This is a genomic window from Pedobacter montanisoli, assembly GCF_022809115.1.
Lineage (GTDB): Bacteria > Bacteroidota > Bacteroidia > Sphingobacteriales > Sphingobacteriaceae > Pedobacter > Pedobacter montanisoli.
Map to the genome: position 1 here is coordinate 557,926 of NZ_JALGBH010000001.1, position 19,672 is coordinate 577,597.

Annotated in this window: 19 protein-coding genes; 7 read left to right on the forward strand and 12 right to left on the reverse strand. The window is 37.5% G+C overall.

Translation table 11 applies throughout. From position 1 onward, the window contains the following. Positions 1-2 precede the first annotated feature (2 nt). From MMF97_RS02425 to MMF97_RS02455, 7 genes are all read right to left on the reverse strand, one after another. The gene (locus MMF97_RS02425; RefSeq protein WP_243358675.1) at positions 3-497 is read right to left on the reverse strand and encodes a hypothetical protein; all 495 of its coding nucleotides are present in this window, start codon (positions 495-497) and stop codon (positions 3-5) included. A gap of 3 nt (positions 498-500) precedes the next feature. After that, entirely contained in the window at positions 501-809 is a 309-nt protein-coding gene (locus tag MMF97_RS02430; protein ID WP_243358677.1) for a hypothetical protein, read from the reverse strand. A 6-nt stretch (positions 810-815) separates the two neighbouring features. Next, positions 816-2,354, reverse strand: a complete 1,539-nt coding sequence (locus tag MMF97_RS02435; protein WP_243358680.1) for a YifB family Mg chelatase-like AAA ATPase — start codon at positions 2,352-2,354, stop codon at positions 816-818. A gap of 118 nt (positions 2,355-2,472) precedes the next feature. Beyond that, positions 2,473-3,456 carry a 6-phosphofructokinase gene (gene pfkA, locus MMF97_RS02440; RefSeq protein ID WP_243358739.1) on the reverse strand — a complete coding sequence of 328 codons (984 nt, stop codon included), beginning with the start codon at positions 3,454-3,456 and terminating at the stop codon, positions 2,473-2,475. Next, positions 3,449-5,155, reverse strand: a complete 1,707-nt coding sequence (locus MMF97_RS02445; protein ID WP_243358741.1) for a protein-disulfide reductase DsbD family protein — start codon at positions 5,153-5,155, stop codon at positions 3,449-3,451. The genes pfkA and MMF97_RS02445 overlap by 8 nt, the downstream gene beginning before the upstream one ends. Before the next feature lie 125 nt (positions 5,156-5,280). Next, entirely contained in the window at positions 5,281-5,730 is a 450-nt protein-coding gene (locus MMF97_RS02450) for a protein-disulfide reductase DsbD N-terminal domain-containing protein (protein WP_243358743.1), read from the reverse strand. A gap of 78 nt (positions 5,731-5,808) precedes the next feature. Further along, entirely contained in the window at positions 5,809-6,582 is a 774-nt protein-coding gene (locus MMF97_RS02455) for a biotin--[acetyl-CoA-carboxylase] ligase (RefSeq protein WP_262916086.1), read from the reverse strand. 44 nt (positions 6,583-6,626) lie between these two features. Between MMF97_RS02455 and rsfS the strand changes: the two genes are divergently transcribed. The 4 genes from rsfS (at position 6,627) to MMF97_RS02475 (ending at position 11,030) form a co-directional block, all read left to right on the forward strand. Then, positions 6,627-7,001: a ribosome silencing factor gene (gene rsfS, locus MMF97_RS02460; protein WP_243358748.1), complete on the forward strand. Its 375-nt coding sequence runs from the start codon at positions 6,627-6,629 to the stop codon at positions 6,999-7,001. A 23-nt stretch (positions 7,002-7,024) separates the two neighbouring features. Further along, a complete protein-coding gene (gene ftsH / locus MMF97_RS02465) occupies positions 7,025-9,130 on the forward strand; it encodes an ATP-dependent zinc metalloprotease FtsH (protein WP_243358750.1) in 2,106 nt (701 codons plus the stop codon). A gap of 92 nt (positions 9,131-9,222) precedes the next feature. Continuing rightward, the gene (locus MMF97_RS02470; RefSeq protein WP_243358752.1) at positions 9,223-9,867 is read left to right on the forward strand and encodes a LutC/YkgG family protein; all 645 of its coding nucleotides are present in this window, start codon (positions 9,223-9,225) and stop codon (positions 9,865-9,867) included. A 95-nt stretch (positions 9,868-9,962) separates the two neighbouring features. Next, positions 9,963-11,030 (forward strand): 3-oxoacyl-ACP synthase III family protein, encoded by a 1,068-nt coding sequence (locus MMF97_RS02475; RefSeq protein WP_243358753.1) that lies wholly within the window; start codon positions 9,963-9,965, stop codon positions 11,028-11,030. On the opposite strand, the gene MMF97_RS02480 is transcribed toward MMF97_RS02475, so the two are convergent. The 5 genes from MMF97_RS02480 to MMF97_RS02500 all read right to left on the reverse strand — a co-directional run bounded on the left by MMF97_RS02480 (position 11,027) and on the right by MMF97_RS02500 (position 15,251). After that, positions 11,027-12,529, reverse strand: a complete 1,503-nt coding sequence (locus MMF97_RS02480; RefSeq protein ID WP_243358754.1) for a YfgM family protein — start codon at positions 12,527-12,529, stop codon at positions 11,027-11,029. The two genes, MMF97_RS02475 and MMF97_RS02480, sit on opposite strands and share 4 nt — an antisense overlap. Before the next feature lie 134 nt (positions 12,530-12,663). After that, positions 12,664-13,407 (reverse strand): zinc ribbon domain-containing protein, encoded by a 744-nt coding sequence (locus MMF97_RS02485; protein ID WP_243358755.1) that lies wholly within the window; start codon positions 13,405-13,407, stop codon positions 12,664-12,666. Further along, entirely contained in the window at positions 13,407-14,504 is a 1,098-nt protein-coding gene (locus tag MMF97_RS02490; RefSeq protein ID WP_243358772.1) for a Nif3-like dinuclear metal center hexameric protein, read from the reverse strand. Before MMF97_RS02490 ends, MMF97_RS02485 begins: the two co-directional genes overlap by 1 nt. Before the next feature lie 64 nt (positions 14,505-14,568). Next, positions 14,569-14,940, reverse strand: a complete 372-nt coding sequence (locus MMF97_RS02495) for an NINE protein (protein WP_243358775.1) — start codon at positions 14,938-14,940, stop codon at positions 14,569-14,571. A gap of 20 nt (positions 14,941-14,960) precedes the next feature. Further along, positions 14,961-15,251, reverse strand: a complete 291-nt coding sequence (locus MMF97_RS02500) for a DUF2752 domain-containing protein (RefSeq protein ID WP_317228594.1) — start codon at positions 15,249-15,251, stop codon at positions 14,961-14,963. 230 nt (positions 15,252-15,481) lie between these two features. Between MMF97_RS02500 and mfd the strand changes: the two genes are divergently transcribed. The 3 genes from mfd (at position 15,482) to MMF97_RS02515 (ending at position 19,471) form a co-directional block, all read left to right on the forward strand. Beyond that, positions 15,482-18,817 (forward strand): transcription-repair coupling factor, encoded by a 3,336-nt coding sequence (gene mfd, locus MMF97_RS02505; RefSeq protein WP_243358777.1) that lies wholly within the window; start codon positions 15,482-15,484, stop codon positions 18,815-18,817. Next, on the forward strand, positions 18,817-19,044 hold the full coding sequence (locus MMF97_RS02510) for a DUF3820 family protein (protein WP_243358779.1): 228 nt from the start codon (positions 18,817-18,819) through the stop codon (positions 19,042-19,044). Before mfd ends, MMF97_RS02510 begins: the two co-directional genes overlap by 1 nt. 76 nt (positions 19,045-19,120) lie before the next feature. Beyond that, positions 19,121-19,471, forward strand: coding sequence for a hypothetical protein (locus MMF97_RS02515; RefSeq protein ID WP_243358781.1), 351 nt, complete (start codon positions 19,121-19,123; stop codon positions 19,469-19,471). Positions 19,472-19,672 lie beyond the last annotated feature (201 nt).

The window sequence follows — 19,672 nt, forward strand, 5'->3', positions numbered from 1 at the left end:
TTCTATTGCTTTTTTAAAGTGTAGCTGAATAAGCGGCTTTTAATTTTATCTCCCTTAATCCAAACTGTTATTTGGTTGCTCTTATCTTGGGAAATCAAAAAGCTATAACCTTTTTTTGGGCCTTTTTCGCTATACAATTCTAATTGTTTTCCGCTCTTTCTGATCTGATCAAATGCCTCTTTTATCCGGTCAGCAGGAACAGGAATGATCTCCTTATATCGCTTGTCTCTATTTGTATATTCTACAATCAGTTGCTGAGGAATCAGGTTAAAGGGAGTTAGTTCTGTAAGCTGTTCTTGTTTGGCTACAGGAATAAAATCATCAGACGTGAGTAATAATGCTGCTTCAATTTTTATCGAATCGGTTTCTTGAACCTGTAATAACGCATTATAGTAATATCTGCTCCAGGCGGCATATTTATAAATCTTTATACCTATACCTATTAGGAGCAGTATAGCCAGGGTAAAATAGATCTTGTTGGTAAGGTTAATCTTCATCTGTTAATGCACAAATGCCTGAGCCAAATTAAAAACATAAATCATAAAAACCACAAGAATTACACTAATGATCAAAGCAATGGCAAAAAACCATTTCCCCCGGTTATAGCCTTTGCCATGGTAACTAACTGCATATAGAAAAACTAAGCATGTTATTCCTATAGAGATATAGACAATATTTAGATACACCTGGTCTTCTGTCAGTTTTCCTATGGTTAAAAACATAACCATCAACAGCAGGTTTACCACGATCATTAAAATAGAAATATCGCTGTTCTTCCTTTTAAGTTTTTGCTGTTCTATTTCTTCCATTTTTTATTATCCTGCCCAGTTTTCACGATCTAAGCTACGGTAATTAATGGCTTCCGCCAAATGTTCCATTTCAATCGTTTCAGAGCTGGCAAGGTCTGCAATGGTTCTGGCTACTTTTAATATTCTATCATAAGCTCTTGCAGATAAGCTTAGTTTTTCCATAGCCTGTTTGATCAGATTTTTACCTGTTTCATCGATTTCACAGACATTTCTCACCATGGCCGAGTTCATTTGTGCATTTGCATACAAACCTTCGTGAACTTTAAACCTTTGATGTTGCAATACTTTGGCTTTAATTACTCTTTCTCTTATCGCTTTACTTGATTCGGCTTTGGCAGAAGAAGAGAGTTCTGAAAAATTTACAGGTGTTACTTCCACATGCAGATCTATCCGGTCTAATAATGGCCCCGAAACCTTACTCAGATATTTTTGCACCACTCCCGGAGCACAGATACATTCTTTTTCAGGATGATTAAAAAATCCACAAGGACATGGATTCATTGAGGCAACCAGCATAAAGTTTGCCGGATAATCTACAGAAAATTTAGCTCTTGAAATATTTACTTTCCGATCTTCTAGGGGTTGCCGCATTACTTCTAAAACCGTTCTTTTAAATTCGGGCAGTTCATCTAGAAAGAGTACACCATTATGTGCGAGAGATATTTCCCCAGGGCTGGGATGTGCACCGCCACCAACTAAAGCCACATCAGATATAGTATGATGCGGTGCCCTGAAAGGGCGCTCTGCAAGTAAAGAGCTACTTACAGCTAACTTACCTGCCACCGAATATATTTTGGTACTTTCAAGAGCTTCCTGCAAAGTTAAAGGAGGTAAAATAGAAGGCAAACGCTTAGCCAGCATTGTTTTTCCAGCTCCCGGCGGTCCTATTAAGATTACATTATGGCCTCCGGCTGCTGCAATTTCAAGTGCTCGCTTTATGTTTTCCTGACCTCTTACATCTGCAAAATCCTGTTCAACATCATTAACTTCATCAAAAAAAGCTTTTCGGGTATCTATTTTAAGTGGCTCAGGTTTTTCTTTATGAGAAAAGAAATTGATCACATCACTTAAAGTCTCCATTCCAAACACATCGATATTATTTACAATTGCTGCTTCACGGGCATTTTGTTTAGGTAATATAAAGCCTTTGTATCCTTCTTTACGGGCTTGTATTACAATAGGTAATGCACCAGCTATGCTTTGTAATCCTCCATCTAGCGAAAGCTCACCCATGATCATGTAATCTGCTAATTCATCTGCATTGATCTGCCCCGAAGCCGCCAAAATACCAATGGCTATGGGAAGATCGTACGCAGAGCCTTCTTTTCTAATATCTGCAGGAGCCAGATTTACCAGTATCTTTTGTCTCGGCATATGAAACCCAGATATACGGATGGCACTTTCAACCCTGAAAAGGCTTTCTTTTACCGCATTATCGGGCAACCCTACTACATAATATTTGCTCCCCCCACCTACACTTACTTCAATCGTAATTGTTAATGCATCCACTCCGCAGAGTGCGCTACCAAAAGTTTTAACAAGCATTATTTAGATTATTTTATTCAATATAAAAAAATATACTGAAAGTCAGCCATTTAAAAAAGTCTAACAAGAAAAAAAAGCTGCCCAAATGGGCAGCTTTCATGAAAATATTTTGTGATTCTTACATCGATAAAATTTCGGCCAGTTTTAACCATGCCGGAGTAATCTGTTCGGCATTGATATGTTTTATAGCTCCTGCAAATGGTGTAAAAATGATCTCTTTATTTACCTGGCCAGCCATTACCCCAGCTTTGCCTTCTAAAAGACCTTCAACAGCTGCCACGCCTAAACGACTGGCTAAAACCCTGTCCATACAAGTAGGCTTACCTCCGCGTTGTATATGACCCAATACAGAAATACGGATATCATAGTTAGGGAATTTCTTCTCCAAAGCTTTGCCCACATTGTATGCACCTCCGGCTTCGTCACCTTCGGCTACTACAATAATTTTTGAAGCCTTATCCTTTCTTCCATTTTCTATGCGTTTAATCAGATCGCTTACTGCTGTTTTCGCTTCAGGAATCATAATCGCTTCTGCTCCCACACCTATTCCGCTTCGAAGCGCTATCAGGCCGGAGTCACGTCCCATTACCTCAACAATAAATAAACGATCATGGGATTCTGCTGTATCTCTAATTCTGTCAACAGCATTTACAACCGTATTAATGGCCGTATCATAGCCAATGGTAAGGTCTGTACCCATTAAATCGTTGTCTATGGTTCCAGGCAAGCCCACAATTGGAAAATCATATTCCTGCGCAAATACATTTGCACCGGTAAAAGTTCCGTCTCCCCCTATCACAACCAAAGCATCTATCTCACTTTTTTTCAGGTTATCATAGGCTTTAGCGCGACCTTCCTTGGTTCTGAAAGCATCGCATCTGGCTGTTTTTAAAACTGTACCGCCGCGTTGTATAATATTAGCTACAGATTTACCATCCATCGGGATAAAATCTGCATTGATCAATCCATCATATCCCCTCAAAATTCCCGTCACTTTGAGCTCATGATATAAACTTGCTCTTACCACAGCCCTTATCGCTGCGTTCATGCCGGGAGCATCTCCTCCGGATGTCAATACGCCAATATTTTTTATTTTACTCATTAGCCGAATTAAATTTATCTACCCCGCTCTGTAAAAATGCTGCATATTCTTTCGCATTGAATATCGCTCCCTGAGCAGGTACAAGAGGATTTAACTGATGATCTACCAGAACATAATAAGGTTGCGAGTTGGCGCCATATTTAGTTGCCTGCAAATCCTGATTCCATCTACCTAAATCATCTGTTTCCCCTTTAAGGTAATTAGAAGAATGTACTTTTTCTGCAGGCATTTTTATAGAACGCTCATCTACATAAAGCTGAATTAGCACATATTTTTCTTTGATTATTTTTCCTACTTCTTGATCTATCCATACATCATCTTCCATTCTGCGACAATTTACACAAGTATGTCCTGTAAAATCTAGCATAATAGGTTTATTTACCTTTTTAGCAAATTCTATTCCTTCATCAAGATCAAAAAATACATTGAAACCATGAGGAGGGTGTAAAACTTCATCATGTTTTACTTTCTTAGGAAAATCCAAAGAAGCCTGAGATCCAGAAGAAGATGATCCGCCGCTACTCAAAATAAAATCCTGAGTATGCATAGGAGGTGCTAAACCACTTAATACTTTTACAGGTGCGCCCCATAAACCAGGCACCATATAAACCGCAAAAGAAATAGAGACAATAGCCAATAATAATCTTGGCACACTGATATAGTTCAAGGTACTGTCATGAGAAAATTTGAGTTTCCCCAGTAAATAAAAGCCCATCATGGCAAATATCACAATCCATAATACCAGGAATACTTCTCTGTCAAACCATCCCCAATGCCATACTAAATCAGCAGCCGATAAGAATTTCAATGCTAAAGCTAACTCTAAGAAACCTAAGCAAACTTTTACACTGTTTAACCAACCACCTGATTTTGGCATACTGTTTAAGAAGCCCGGAAAAATAGCCGACAAAGTAAAGGGTAAAGCTAAGGCCAAGGCAAAACCAAACATGCCCATTGCCGGGGCTAAAACTTCACCCTTGGCACTAGCTTGTACCAACAAAGTACCTATAATTGGTCCGGTACATGAGAAAGAAACCAAGGCTAAAGAGGCGGCCATAAAAAAGATGCCGCCTAAACCTTTACTGTTATCTGCTTTCTGATCTATCTTATTCACAAAAGAACTTGGCAAAGTGATTTCAAAAGCACCAAAGAAAGAAACAGCAAAAACAACGAGCAATAAGAAGAATAAAATATTAAATATTCCACTACTACTCAGTTCATTCAGTTTGGAAGAACCAAATAGAATTGTTATCAGCAAGCCTAAAACAACATAAATAACAATAATTGAAAGGCCATAAATTAATGCCTGTCCAATACCTTTTTGTTTACTTCCAGCCCTTTTGGTAAAATAACTTACGGTTAAAGGAACCATTGGAAAAATACAAGGCATCAGGAAAGCCAGAAATCCTCCCAGTAAGCCTTCTATAAAAGTATGCCATAAAGTTTGTTCTTTATTAGGCGCTGTTACGGTAGCCATAGCGTTTGCTGTATCAGCCGTTGCAGGAGCTTTCTTAACCGTATCAGCTTTAATATTATTGGCAGCACTGTCTGCCGCAGAACCAATGGTTATAAAACCATCGTCATCGGCCTCTTGTACGGTAGTTGTATCTTTTTGTATAGATGAAGCAGCATAGGTATAATTCATGCTTACGCTGGTTAATAGAAGAATTAACAGCGCTACAAAGCTTAATTTTTTCATTTGTATATTAAAAAAACATCATAAACTTAAGCTTACCCGTATAAAAACTTTTGGTATGCAGCTAAAACCACATACCAAAAAGTCTGTTCTTTAAAAAAACTAACGGGCAAACAATTTATTCCCGATTATTTTACCGGAATGCTAAAAGAAACTTCAGCAGGAGGTAAGCATGAATGATCATTACATACCATATACTCTACTTTTCCTTTTACAACAGTAGTTCCTTTATTAAGCTTTACTTTTTGTTTAAAGATAACCTGATCTTCAAAATAACTCACATCCATTTTAAATACCTTTTCAAATTTGGTAATAGGTGTTGGTTCTTCTGTTTTACCAACCAAACTGTAATCAGCAGATTTGCTATAAGTAAAAATGGTTTTGTTTGGGCCACCTGGTTTTAAATTTTGAGAATACAGGTGCCAGCCATCATCAACTGTGGCTTTAATAAACAACGTAGCTTCATTTTTACCCGTTTTTTTAGCCATGTAAGACCATGAAACAGGATTTTCTAACTGTGCAAAAGCACCAATCGTGCTTAAAAGCACAAAGGTCAGAATTAAGGTGATTTTTTTCATTTGTGTGTATTTTTAGTTTAAAGTGTGTTCTAACTAAGTTTTAATTGTTGTCCAAAATAGAAAATATTGAATGAAAAATCAATCTAAAAATTCTATTTCTTTAAAATTGAATTTCTTTATCTGTCTGTTTAAACAAGTAATATTTAATAAGCCATTATCATCTACATTACTTATTGTCCCCCTGAACTCCTGCCCTTGTGCTTTAAATAATGCTTCAGTCTGATATTTAAACAGATTTTTAATGTAATTTTCTTTGATCACCTGTATCTTATTTGCCTTAAGATTAAGATAATACTGCTCTATACCTCTACAAATCTGTGCCAAAACTTTGAGCCTATCAACATCATGATGTAAAATTTGATTCATAGATATAGCCTTAGATTGTATATGAGTGTCAAAAATCTGCTGATTTACATTAAGACCTATGCCAATAATGCTACTTTTTAACTGGTTGCCCGAAATGCTGTTTTCGATTAAAATTCCTCCCAGCTTTTTATGATTATAATAAATATCGTTAGGCCATTTTATTTGTGGTCTTTCAGGTAAAAAACTGGCTAATGCATTGCAAATAGCCAAGCTAACGATCATATTCAGAGAAAACTGGTTCACTGGCGACAAAAACCTTGGACACAAATAAATGCTAAAAGTCAGGTTTTTCCCGGGCTCCGCATGCCATACATTTTCTTGCTGACCTCTTCCGGCAAACTGATTGTCTGCCATAATTACAGTCCCTTCGGTTAATGGCTCAAAATTTGAAGCCATCTTTTTTAAATAATTATTCGTAGAATCAACGGATGATAATTTGATGAGATTTTGACCAACAAATAATGTAGAAAAAGTGTTATTTTGCAATTGTTGATTTTAATTTTTATGATTTACCAAAATTAATTGATTTGATGATAAAAAAGAAAACCGAAGATCTATCAGCGATGCTTTCACAGATTGCCATACATGGCATACAAGAAAAAAAAGGAAAGGATATTGTTCGCTTAGATCTAAGGCAGGTGAATAGTGCTGTATCTGATTATTTTGTAGTCTGCAACGCAGATTCTTCTACTCAGGTTAGAGCCATTGCCGATAGTGTGGAGGATGAGATTTACAAATCGACACAAAGCGAACCTTGGCGTAAAGAGGGCTTTGAAAACGCCGACTGGATAATTTTAGATTATTTAGATATCGTAGTCCATATTTTTAAAACAGAAAAAAGAGATTTTTATGGCATAGAAGAATTATGGGGTGATGCCGAAACTACCAGATTTAAAAGTGCCTAAACCAATAACACATAACTGAAACCATGACACAAAATCAGGATAATAATAAAAAACCTAAACAGATTAAACGACTTCCCAACATTCCGAAAAAGCCTCAAAAATCACCTAAATTCAATATTTTTTGGGTATATGCAACCATCATTATCGGTTTATTGGTCTTCAATTTCATGTTTAACAGCAGTGATCTGAAAACCATTAGCTATAAAGAGTTTGAGCAAAACATGCTTTTACCCGGGGATGTTAAACAGATTGTAGGCTACCGTTCTTCTGACGGTGAAACCTATACGGGAGAGATTTATTTAAAAGAGGGTAAAAATGAAGACCCTAAGTTCAAAAAATACGTTAACAATGGCGCTTTATCCATCAGTAAAAATGGGCCTATTGCCAAAATTGTTACAACCACATCTGAATCGTTAGAGAAAAAACTAGCTGAATCTCAAAAAGACATGCCACCTGCAGAGCAGATTACCATAACTGCTTCTTCTAAATCAAGTCCGTGGTTAAATATATTCTTACAGATTGTACTTCCGGTATTGCTTTTTGCAGGTTTATGGATCTTTATGTTACGTCGTATGAGCGGTGGCGGCGGCGGTGGCGGTGGCCAGATTTTCAACATTGGTAAATCTAAAGCTACCTTGTTTGATAAAGAAAGTCAGGTTAACATTACTTTTAATGATGTTGCCGGGCTTGAAGAAGCCAAAACCGAAGTAATGGAAATTGTAGATTTCCTTAAAAACCCTAAAAAATACACCAATTTAGGAGGTAAAATTCCTAAAGGCGCCTTATTGGTGGGTTCTCCGGGTACTGGTAAAACCTTATTGGCTAAAGCTGTTGCAGGCGAAGCTCAGGTACCTTTCTTTTCCTTATCAGGTTCTGATTTTGTGGAGATGTTTGTAGGTGTGGGTGCTTCCCGTGTACGTGATTTGTTTAAACAGGCTAAAGATAAAGCGCCATGTATCATCTTTATTGATGAGATTGATGCAATTGGTCGTGCCCGTGGCAAAAACAGTGTGATGGGTGGTAATGATGAACGTGAGAACACATTAAACCAGTTATTGGTTGAAATGGATGGCTTTGGCACAGACTCTGGTATCATTATCCTTGCAGCAACCAACAGACCTGATGTGTTAGACTCTGCTTTAATGCGTCCGGGACGTTTTGACAGGCAGATCTCTATTGATAAACCAGACTTGGTTGGTCGTGAGCAAATCTTTAAAGTTCACCTTAAACCCGTTAAAATTGCACCTGATGTTGATGCTAAAAAACTTTCTGCACAAACTCCGGGATTTGCAGGTGCTGAAATTGCCAACGTTTGTAATGAAGCTGCATTAATTGCTGCACGTAAAAACAAACAAATGGTTGATATGCAGGATTTTCAAGATGCTATTGACCGTGTAATTGGTGGTTTAGAGAAAAAGAACAAAATTATATCTCCTGAAGAGAAAAGAATTGTGGCTTACCACGAGGCAGGACATGCTATTGCCGGCTGGTTCTTAGAACATGCAAATCCACTAGTAAAAGTATCTATTGTACCGAGGGGTGTTGCAGCTTTAGGTTATGCCCAATATTTGCCTAAAGAACAGTTTTTATATACCACAGAACAGTTAATGGACGATATGTGTATGACTATGGGTGGACGTGTTGCTGAGGATATTGTTTTCGGTAAAATATCAACCGGAGCTTTAAGCGATCTTGAACATATTACACGTATTGCTTATGGAATGGTAAAAATCTATGGTATGAATAAAGAAGTTGGAAATGTATCTTTTTACGATCCACATGCCGAATATAGTTTTGATAAACCTTATTCTGATAAAACGGCTGAAATGATCGATACTGAGGTACGTAAATTATCTAACGAAGTTTATGAACGTACCACAGCTTTATTACTTGAAAAACGTGAAGGGTTAGAGAAACTTGCTCAAAAACTGTTAGAGAAAGAAATTCTTTTCCAAACCGATTTAGAAGACATCTTAGGTAAACGTCCTTTTGATACCAGAACCACATACGATGAGTTTGTGAACGGTGACATACCAAAAGATGTAGAAAAACCAGTTGAAATGGTTCCCGGAGATACTCCTGTAGTAGAACATATTACAGAGAATAACCCGCAACAAGAAGAAAACTAAGTTTTAATAACTATATTGAGCAGGCAGACATTTAAAAATGTTTGCCTGTTTTTGTATAGATCAAATGCCTTGCCTACATTTGAAAAATATTCATGAAAGATAATATTACACCCAAAGAGCTTATGCTCAAAAAAATAAGGAAAGCGCTTCTTGAAAAAAGAGACAATCCTTATCCTAATCTGGAAGAGGCACCTCTATACAAGCCCAACGAAGAAGAGTTAGAGGTTCTTTTTGCACAGGAACTTGCTGCTGTTTCGGGTAATTTTATTTTTTGTGAGAATGGTGTGGATTTTATTGAGAACCTGCTTACTTTAGCAGATAAATACAAATGGCGTAAAATTTACTGCTGGGAGCCCCAGTTGCAGGAGTTATTAGCTCACTACGAATTTCCTTTTTACAGAGGAGATAAAGACTTTGAACAAGCCGAAGTAGGTATTACTATGTGTGAGGCTTTGATTGCCCGCAATGGTTCTGTAATGGTGAGCAATGCCAATGCCGCTGGTCGCAGGCTAAGCATATACCCACAGCAGCATATTGTTATTGCGCGTACTGGCCAATTGGTTTTAGACTTAAAGGATGCTTTTCAGCTCTTGAAAGAACGCTATGGAGCACAATTACCTACCATGATCAGCACCATTACTGGCCCAAGTCGTACTGCTGATATTGAAAAAACACTTGTTTTGGGTGCCCACGGACCAAAAGAATTGTTTGTTTTTATGGTAGATGATTTTTCTTAAGCGCTATTTTCTTTCATTTCATTTATAGCATATTTAAAAAATATATCTTATATTTAAACAGAATACCAAAGCGGTTTTTGGTTTAAATTTTAAATATGCCCATATATTCAACAATTATTGGAACAGGAAGTTATATTCCTGAGCAGGTAATAAACGGTTCTTTCTTTGCCCATCGCGTATTTTACGAGAATGGAGAGCTTATTCCCAAGGCCAACGATGAGATTATCCAGAAGTTTAGCGAAATCACCGAGATTGTTGAACGCCGTTATGCAGACGACCATCTGTTAAACCATGATATAGCAGTTATTGCAGCCCAAAATGCCCTTAAAGATGCAAAAATTGACAAAGAAAGTCTTGACCAGATTATATTCTGCCACAACTTTGGCGACATCCGGCACAACAGTAACCGTGTGGATATGTTACCCGCGCTTGCGGCAAAAGTTAAACAAATTTTAGACATACAAAATCCCGATTGTGTTGCTTACGACTTGATTTTTGGCTGTCCGGGTTGGGTACAGGGTGTTATACAGGCCGATTATGTATTAAGAACAGGTGACGCAAAACGCATTATGGTTATAGGTGCCGAAACTTTATCTCGCATAGTAGATCAGCACGATAGAGATTCTATGATTTTTGCTGATGGAGCCGCAGCCATAATCTTTGAAGGAAAAACTTCAGAACAACCTACCGGAGTGCTTGCCCATAAAAGTCAAACCTATGCAGCATATGCCTCGCTATTAACCATGGGCAAGAGTAATAACCCGGAGGAAAACAACAATAATTTATACATTAAGATGAACGGGCGAAAGCTATATGAATTTGCTGTTGTAACTGTACCTCAGGTTGTAAAAAGTGCTATAGATAAAGCAGGGCTTGATATCAGCGATATTAAAATGGTATTTATACATCAGGCCAATGGCAAAATGGATTGCGCCATTATGAAACGCCTGTTTAAACTTTACGAGGCTACTGAAATACCCGAAAATTTGGTGCCAATGACCATTTCATGGCTTGGCAATAGTTCCGTAGCAACTATACCTACATTGATAGATCTGGTTCTGCACAAGCAGGTAAAGAATTATCAGGTTGAAAAGGGTGATTATGCGGTATTTGCTTCTGTAGGAGCCGGCATGCACATCAATGCAGTAGTGTACAAGTTCTAGTCAGGTAGTCTTTTTAGGCCTTGTCTGGCTTCATTTTCTATGCTATTTTCATATTCATGATTTTTCATGCCTATAGCTGTATTGTAAAATGATTTGGCCCTAGCTACATTTTTATCTTTTTCACAGATGTTACCTGCTAATACGGCCGCTTTTGCAGCATAATAGTATTTTAAGTTTCTTCCGCTATTGATTGCATTCTGATATTGCACCAAAGCCTGATCATTTTTATTCAGATCATCATACACCCTACCTAACCGATAAAAATATTCTGTTTTATCTTTTGCAGAAGTCAGTGCCGATGTATTTATATTGGTTAAGGTTTCCAGTGCATTATTAAAATATCCTCCATCAAAAAGAAGTCTGGCTTTTAACAACTCTCTATTAGGCATTGGAGCACTAGCCTCATTCAAAGCCTGCTTATCCTTATCATTATAAGTATATCCATTATTTTTTACTTTGCCCATGTAGTTATAATAGCCTGAACTGTCATTTCTTAACAGAGAAATGAAGCCTAAATGCAGGTAAGTATCTTTAATATAGCTGTTGCCTTTATTGTTCTGTAAAAAAGTATCAAAATTGCCTGCTGCTCTAAAATCCAGCTTATTTAGCTTTACAACACCCAACAAATAATCCAGATAAGGAAAAGGCTGGTAAGCATTTCCTTTGGGTCTGTTTTCAAGTATATTCATGGCCTGATCGTTATGGCTATTACGTGCACATACATAAGCCTGCAAGTAGGTTTTCAATAAACTACTGTCTGCAAAACGAGCTGTATATTTCATGGTTTTGCTATAAGCCGCCGGGCTTTTTACCACATCAGATAAAACATATGAATAGTAAAATACTACTTCTTCGTAAAAAGGTTCATAGACAGATTTAGGCAGGTTTTCGGCTAGTTTATCTAACATATTCAAGCCTGTAGCCACATCGCCTTTTATACCAAGTGCTGCTAAAGCCTTTTTCATAAAACCATCGGGTAAAGACCCCATTACTACATTAATCAGACCTATTCCCTTACCATTTAGGTGAAACCCGGGAAATTTCTTACTATTATCCTGCAACAGATTACTTGCTCTGTTGATTTCACGGGATGCGGTATAATACTCTCCAAACCTACTGCGTATCAAAGCCCATTGTAAATTGATTTCAGCCTGCGCGTACAAGTAATAAGGAGAGCTTTTATCATCTTTACTGATTTCGTTCAAGCGGTTGTTCTTATTGGCTTCAAGCCGTTCAAACTCGGGCTTGCTTTCATTGGTAATCAGGTAAAAATAATCTATATAGTTTTCTAGTAAAGCACTTATTGCATTGTTTGGTCTGGCCTTTCTTTCGGCCGCAACCAATTGCCTGGCAGCAGGCAATTTGAGTTCAATAATATTCTGATAGGCTTTTAAGCAGTTTGCATTAAAATCAAAATTAGCAAATGCTCCAAGAGGAAGAGCGGTGAATAATAAAACAATGTATTTTTTTTGAAGAAAATTAAGGTATTTAATGTACATCTAATTCAATTAATCGGTTACAGCAAGTTAGGTATTTATATCAACCCTAAAAACATAACTTTGTTTTATTAATTAAAACAAAAAAGGTCAGAAATTAGTATTCTGACCTTTATATTTTTTATAATGAAAGCTTATTACGCTTCTGCTACTTCATGTGTTAATGCTTCATCAACCAAGATTCTTCCGCAGTGTTCGCAAACAATGATCTTTTTACGCTGACGGATATCTAACTGACGTTGAGGTGGAATTTTGTTGAAACAACCTGAACAAGAATCTCTTTCAATGGTTACTACAGCTAAACCGTTAACCGCATTTGTTCTTAAACGGTTATATGCAAATAAAAGCCTGTCTTCAATTGCATTCTGTGCTTTTTCTGCTTTTTTTAACAACGCATCTTCTTCCTTCTCTGTTTCTGCAGTAATGGTTTCAAGCTCAGTTTTTTTCGCGTCAAGATCACCTTTTCTCATTTCCAGATTAGCCTGAGCTTTATCATAGATTTCCGTTTTGCTATTGATCTCAAATCCGTATTCTCTGATCTTTTTCTCACAAACCTGGATCTCTAGGTTCTGAATTTCGATCTCTTTGGTTAAGGCATCGTATTCACGATTATTTTTAACTTCTTTCAATTGAGCATCGTATTTTTTAATTAAGGTTTGTGCTTCCTTAATCATATTTTTACGATTTACAATTGCATCTTCTGTATCATCTAACTCATTCTTTATTTTCTGGATACGGGTTTCTAATCCTGCTACCTCATCCTCTAAATCAGCTACTTCTACAGGCAATTCACCTCTGATCTGGCGAATTTTGTCTATTTTAGAATGTATGGTTTGTAATTCGTATAAAGCCTTTAGCTTTTGCTCTACTGTTTGTTCCATTAAAACAAATAATTTATGGGGTTTGTGTTATGCTCCGTTAAACGGATTGCAAAGTTAGGAAATTTTTCTTGAATATTCTCTATCAACAAATTAGATGTAAATTGTTCTGTTTCAAAATGTCCGATATCTGCTATAATCAATTTATTTTCAGCATCAAAAAATTCATGGTACTTGAAATCGGCTGTTACAAAAGCATCTGCTCCTGCTGCTATGGCTTTCTGTAGCAAAAAGCTTCCAGATCCGCCACATACCGCAATTTTTCTGATTTTTTTAGGTAAAACAGCAGTATGTCTTACAACCGCAGCTTGCATTTCATTTTTCACGTGCCTTAAAAAACTTAGACCTTCCATTTCTTCAGATAGCCAGCCTATCATTCCGGCTCCTACGTTATTCAATTCATTGGCAAGTGGATAAATATCATAAGCTACTTCTTCATAAGGATGACTTTCTAAAAGCGCAACCAGAATCTTTCTTTCATCCTGGATTTTAAAAATAGTTTCTATTCTGATTTCTTCTTCCTTATGTTGCTTCCCTGTTTCACCCACATACGGGTTGGCCTCATCATTTGCTTTGAATGTTCCTGTTCCCGGTGCATTAAAACTGCATTCACCGTAATTGCCAATTTCTCCTGCTCCCGCAACAAACAGTGCATTTCTAACCGCATCCGTATGCGAAACAGGACAAAAAACCACTAACTTTTTCAATAAACCTACTTTAGGAGCCAGAACTTTAGCGTTTTGCAAACCCAGTTTTTTACAGATGTAACCACTTACGCCATGTGCCACATGATCTAAATTGGTATGTATGGCGTAAAGTGAGATATTATTCTTAATGGCTTTGATCACTACCCGCTCCACATAGTTTTTGCCTGTAAACTTCTTCAATCCCTTAAAAACAATAGGATGATGGGTGATAATGAGGTTACAGTTTTTTGCAATGGCTTCGTCAACGATCTGTTCTGTACAATCTAAAGCAACCAAAGCCGCCCTGATCTCTTCATCAGGATTTCCTACAATTAAACCCGAATTATCATAGTCTTCCTGATAGTTTAGTGGTGCAAGACTTTCGAGATGGTTCGTTATTTCCCTTAACTTCATAGCCTAAAAATAAGAAATCCCCATAAGCTTTAACTTATGGGGATGAAATTTATTCTGTATAAGCTTATTGCTGTGGTTGTTGGAAACTACCCATTCTTACCATTTGCAAGCTTTCAAAAACCATACGCTGGTTGTATTCAAATGCAATGCTTTTATGGTTCACAATATCTACAATGGTTCCGATCATACATAAACCATAAGTTAAAAAGAACAGGATACCCATACCAATCTGGCCTACGATAAATCTTGATAAACCCGGTACAAAGAAGCCAATTACAGAGAACATCAGTAAATCGCTGGGGTTTTTTCTTTTACTTGCATATATCATTAAAAATGTACGCAATTGTTGTTCATTTAAACCGTTTGTAGCGGTTTGTAAGTATGAATATTCTTGAGGGGTTATACCCGGTAAAGACATGAAATTTTGATCAAACATTTTTTTATCCTCCTAATATTTTAAATCGATATACGTTTTTCTTTAATTGTTAAAACAGTTATTAGCTTATAAATCCGGTATAAAATCAGCGCTAGCGCTGGTATGCCAAACCAATGATACCTTAAGCTCTCATTTATATTGGCATGGAACAACGCTGAGATCGATCTCCCTAATCCGCAACCGGGGCACCAGTTTATACCCAAATTAGCCAATGGGCATAAGGTAAAATGATGCTCGTTCGGGTTTGCCATGGCTAATATCACCAGCGCAAAGATCCAGAAAAACAGTTCAAAGTACTTACCTTTTACCATGCTAATGCCTGTTTTTATATGTTAGAAGCCTTTAAAACAGCTTTGTTACTTCGGTTTATTTAAATTTCGACGAAAGGTAAATAAAAACCGACAAATTAGCATCCTTCATCGAACAAAATTGGTCTTGCGCCTGTAACAGGTAGAATTATGCCGTTAAACTGGAATAATTAAAGCTTAAACTTTCAAGGTTACGGTGCAATGATTATTATTTTATGCCGTATCTTTGAATAGTGAACGTTAAAGATTTAATTGAAAGATTTAAGACCGATAAACGTGTACTTGCACTGGCCACATCGCTGAATAGCCACAAAAGCAAAACACAGATAAAAGGTTTGGTAGGCTCTGCTGATGCCTTTATTGCTGTTACAACTTATTTTCTACAACACAAACCCCAGTTATTTGTATTTCCTAACCGCGAAGAAGCTGCTTATTTTTCTTCAGATCTTGAAGCGCTTTTAGGAAAAGAAGTGCTTTTATTCCCAGCATCCTTTCGTAAAGCCTTTGAATTTACGCAGGTAGATACTGCCAACGTACTGGCCCGTGCCGAAGTTTTAACAGAACTCAATCATCATTCGCCATACGGAAAAATTGTAGTAACCTATCCTGAGGCATTGGCCGAAAAAGTGATCAACAGAAATGTATTAGAAAAAAACACCTTGGAAATAAGCATCGGCGCCAACTTAGGTATCGATTTTATCAATGAATTTTTAACAGATTACGATTTTGAGCGCAGCGATTTTGTTTATGAACCTGGACAATTCTCTATAAGGGGCGGTATCGTCGATATTTTTTCTTTCTCGCACGATTTGCCTTATCGTATAGAGTTCTTTGGCGATACAATAGAAAGTATCCGAACTTTTGAGATCGACAGCCAGTTATCGGTAGAAGAAATCAAAACACTTACCATTGTGCCTAACGTACAAGCCAAGTTCCTGACCGAAAACAACATCAGTTTATTAGAATACATCGACAAAGATACGCAGCTATGGTTCAAAGACGTGGCTTTTGCATTAGATGTGGTAAAAACAGGTTATAGAAAAGCTGATGAATTGTGGAAGGCCTTGCCACAGGCCGATAAACAACAAAATCCCAACTGGCTTGATCCAAAATTTGCTTTTACAGATGAGAAAATGCTGGCCGACCTGTTTCAGGATTTTAACGTTGTTGAGTTTGGTAAGCAGTTTTTTTACCGTGCAGATGAAACCGTATTTTTTGACACTAAACCTCAACCTTCTTTTAATAAGGATTTCAGCCTGCTAATCCACAATTTCAAAGAAAACGAAAAGCAGCATATCCACAATTTTATTTTTACCAACTCTGCCAAGCAAATTGAGCGTTTATATGCCATATTAGACGACATTGATAAAACCGTAAAATTTGTTCCAATCAACATTTCTTTACGTGAAGGTTTTGTTGATTTTGAGCAGAAAGTTGCTTTTTATACCGACCACCAGATATTTGACCGCTTTTATAAATATCAACTTAAAAAGGGCTATCAACGCAGTCAGTCTATTACCTTAAAAGACTTAAGAGAACTTAAACCCGGCGATTTTGTTACGCATATTGACCACGGAATAGGTAAATATGCCGGACTGGAAAAGGTTGAGGTAAATGGCAAGGTACAGGAAATGATTCGTTTGGTTTACGCCGATAACGATCTGCTGTACGTTAACATCAACTCTTTAAACCGTATTGCCAAATACAGCGGCAAAGATGGAACCGTACCTAAAATGAATAAATTGGGTACTGATGCCTGGGATAAGCTAAAACGCACTACCAAGAAAAAGGTAAAAGATATTGCCCGCGACCTGATCCGTTTGTATGCCATGCGTAAAGCGCAGCAGGGTACAGCTTTTGCCCCAGATGGTTACCTGGAAACCGAGCTCGAAGCTTCATTCATTTATGAAGATACGCCCGATCAGGTTAAGGCTACAGCAGAGGTAAAAAAAGATATGGAAGCCCCTCATCCTATGGACAGGCTGATCTGTGGCGACGTGGGTTTTGGTAAAACCGAAATTGCCATCCGTGCTGCCTTTAAAGCAGTTGCTAACAGTAAACAGGTTGCCATTTTAGTACCTACCACCATTTTGGCTTTGCAGCATTACAAGACTTTTTCTTCACGATTAAAGGATTTCCCAGCCAAAGTAGATTACATTAACCGCTTTAAAACTTCTAAACAGATTAAGGAAACCTTAGAGCTATTGGCTCAAGGCAAGATTGATATCATTATTGGTACACATCGTCTACTGAGCAAAGATGTAAAGTTTAAGGACCTGGGCTTAATGGTAATAGATGAGGAGCAAAAGTTTGGAGTAGCCGCCAAAGAGAAACTTAAAACTCTGAGGGTAAATGTAGATACTTTAACGCTTACCGCCACTCCTATTCCTCGTACTTTGCATTTTTCTTTAATGGGTGCCCGAGATCTTTCCATTATGAGCACTCCGCCACCAAACCGACAAGGCGTAAATACTGAGTTGCACGTGTTTAATGACAAACTGATTCAAGAGGCTATACAGTTTGAGCTCGATAGAGGAGGCCAGGTGTTTTTTATACACAATAGGGTAAATGACCTGCAACAATTGGGCGGATTAATTCAGACCCTTGTACCGAATGCCCGTATAGGTATTGCGCACGGACAATTAGATGGCGACGCCTTAGAAGATGTAATGTTAGCCTTTATTAATGGCGAAAAAGATGTACTGGTCGCTACTACCATTATTGAAGCCGGATTAGATATCCCAAATGCCAATACCATTATCATCAATCAGGCACATATGTTTGGTTTGAGTGATCTGCATCAGATGCGTGGCCGTGTAGGGCGTTCTAACAAAAAAGCATTTTGCTATTTGCTAACTCTGCCCTTATCTACACTTACTACAGAGGCTCGTAAACGTTTAAGTGCCATTGAAGAATTTTCTGATCTGGGTAGTGGCTTTAATATTGCCATGCGAGATTTGGATATACGCGGAAGTGGAAACCTTTTGGGCGGCGAACAAAGTGGATTTATAGCAGAAATAGGCTTCGAAATGTACAATAAGATTTTAGACGAGGCCATACAGGAGCTTAAAGATGATGAGTTTAAAGATCTATTTAAAGACCAGCCAGAAAAACCTTTTGTAAACTTTACACAGGTTGATACTGATCTTGAGCTACATTTCCCTGATGATTACATTACCAGCATAACAGAGCGTTACAACCTTTATACCGAGTTGTCTAAGCTAGAACATGAGAAAGACCTCTTGGCTTTTGAACAGCAATTGCGAGACAGATTTGGACCAATACCTCAACAGGTAACAGATATGGTAAAGGTTTTACGTTTACAATGGATCGCCAAAAAATTAGGCTTTGAGAAAGTAAGTTTCAAGAAAAATATCTTAAGGGGTTATTTCATTGCCGATAAACAGTCTAAATATTTCGATTCGGAAGTATTCAACAAGATCCTGGCTTTTGCTCAGATGCACCCCCGTTTGTGCAATCTAAAAGAGGTAAAAAATACCCTCCGCATATCTTTTGATAATATAAACAGTATTGACGAAGCAGTAGAAATGCTTGAAATGATATTATAATGAACGGTCCTAATCCACAGTTATTAAAAGATCTGGTAGAGATGAAAATGCCTTTTGGCAAATATCAGGGCAAACAGCTTTGTGATTTACCTGAAACTTATTTGGTTTGGTTCAAACAAAAAGGTTTTCCTCAAGGTAAATTAGGCATGTTATTAGAAACGCTTTACGAAATTAAACTCAATGGTTTAGAGCATCTTTTATCACCCCTGCGTAAAGGATCATATTAGGAATCTGCAAGTTTTTAAACAAGTAAAAACCATTTGCAGAAGCGCGTTGTTTTATTTCATATAAAACTTTTGAACCATGAAACAGCCGAATGAAATGAACACTTTAAGCCAGGTAATGGAGAAGTTGCGTCAACGCGGAATAACTAACGAAATTACTGTATCTGAAAATAATGAAATGAGATCCGAAGAGCATAATAAAACTTATGCCCCCGAAGATCTTACCATCATAAAAACCTATCGTTTTGAAGGCATGTCTGATCCTGCAGATAATGTTGTGCTTTACCTGATTGAAGATTCTGATGCAAAATTAGGCTTCATTTTAGACGCTTACGGGGCATATAGCAATAACAAGGGTACTTTTTTTGATGATTTCTTAAAGCAGATAGCCGTACAAGATCGTGATGAGCAAGAACTATTTAATTCATAAATAGTGTGAGTTCGGGATAAATATTAAATCTGAAAATAAGTTTTATGTTTTCGCCTCATTGGCCGGCGAGGCCTAGTCCTTTTTTAAAAAAGGACCAAAAATCCCGACTGCGCCTGCTGCTGCAAAGTATCTGCTTAGGCTAATAATTGCAGACCGCATCAGTCAAGGTCGGTTTTTAAGTTTAACGGAGGTATTTTACGG